Here is a 1,581-nt window from a genome sequence, read left to right as displayed (position 1 = left end):
CATTATAAAGTAGAAACTAGCGGATAAACAACTTTAGTGCTACCTATATATAATAACTTATTATGATAAATTAAACCTACACTACTAATGCTTACTAATATTGAAAAAAAGAATACTTCGTTTCTTCCCACCATACTATTGGTAGACGACCATGAAGATATATTGTTCTTCCTATCTACTTTGTTTAGAAACAATTATAACATACTTACTGCCATTGACGGAAAAGGTGCCTCCGCAATACTAGAAAGTGAGTATGTCCATCTTGTTATAAGCGATGTAATGATGCCGAATATGGACGGCTTTGAACTTTGCTCGTGGATAAAAAGTCGGGCAGAATTTGCTCATTTACCAGTTATACTGCTAACGGCAAAAGATACCATCCAGTCCAAAATAGATGGGATTAAAAAGGGAGCAGACGTATATATTGAAAAACCTTTTTCCGCAGAACATTTAGAAGCTCAGGTTGATACCCTTCTCCACAATAGGGCCTTAATAAAAGAATTTCACGCAAATTCTCCCATGTCCCATGTCTATCATCTGGATGCGAACAAAAATAACGAGCAGTTTTTAGAAGAAATACAAAATGTAATTTTTGAACATCTGAATAATCTTGAATTCGATGTAAACCAGATGGCAGGTTTACTACACATGAGCAGACCAACCTTATATCGGAAAATCAAGTCTGCATTTCAATTGGCGCCTAACGAATTAATTCATAGAATTCGCTTAAACAATGCAGCGGAATTAATCGCCAGCGGGCAAATGCGCATCAGTGAAGTCGCCGAAGAGGTTGGATACAACTCATTAAGTCAGTTTGGTCGTCATTTTTCAAAACAGTTCAATATGACTCCGACAGAATATAAAGAAAGGGTTAAATCGTTCAACGCAACTTTTCCCTGTGTATTTTGATCCAACCTATTCTAAAAAGTTTTCTTTGCTCCAGGAAATAGTAACATGAGTGCGGGAATACCGGAAGCGTCATAACAGGAAATATTGGAAGCGGGAGCTTTGTTATAATCTTTTCCTGTAAGACCACGGCTATCCCGATGACTCCATCCGCAACCAATGGTGCGTTGTATCCATTGTAAGAATTGAGTCTGGTGGCAGTCATTAACGAGCATATTCATGTACTCTGCGAAAATGGCGGTATAGATGCCTTGCTCTTCTCCATTTTTATACGGAAATATATAAAGCGGTGCAGACATAACATTCATAGCATAATTCGCAGCCAGTACTGCATTATCCAAATACGACCGGTCTTTGGTAATTTTATACAGCAAGCAGGATGCTCCTATAAATGAACCCTGATTGTACATTGTCGCGTTCCAGTCTACATCATTCCCATGACGACTGTCGCCAACGCATCCTGTGTTTTTGTTGAACAGGTTATTTACTCCCCAAGCATATACCTGCTTTGCTTTTTTGAGATAGGTATCCCGGCTATACCATCTTGGGTAATTTGGATCACCGTTAAAACCTATTTTATCATCGGTCTTATGTTGCTCATCCATAGGTGATATATTGTCGTAAAGCGTAGCGGCAGCCACCACCGTAGGAAAGTTGATGCAGGACTTTTTCCCC

General features: G+C 39.0%; 2 protein-coding genes. One reads left to right on the top strand and one right to left on the bottom strand.

What is annotated here, in order from left to right; translation table 11 throughout:
* Window positions 1–87: 87 nt before the first annotated feature.
* Window positions 88–909, top strand: a complete 822-nt coding sequence (locus ACQR30_RS15460) for a response regulator (RefSeq protein WP_429736658.1) — start codon at window positions 88–90, stop codon at window positions 907–909.
* A gap of 11 nt (window positions 910–920) precedes the next feature.
* On the opposite strand, the gene ACQR30_RS15455 is transcribed toward ACQR30_RS15460, so the two are convergent.
* Window positions 921–1,581 (bottom strand): glycoside hydrolase family 76 protein (locus ACQR30_RS15455; RefSeq protein ID WP_429736657.1); only part of this gene is annotated, 661 nt, incomplete at its 5' end.

Origin of the sequence: Arachidicoccus sp. (genome assembly GCF_050436765.1) — a bacterium.
Taxonomy (GTDB): domain Bacteria; phylum Bacteroidota; class Bacteroidia; order Chitinophagales; family Chitinophagaceae; genus Arachidicoccus.
The sequence above is the reverse complement of the archived record's forward strand: the minus strand, read 5'-3'. Positions and strand labels throughout refer to the sequence as shown.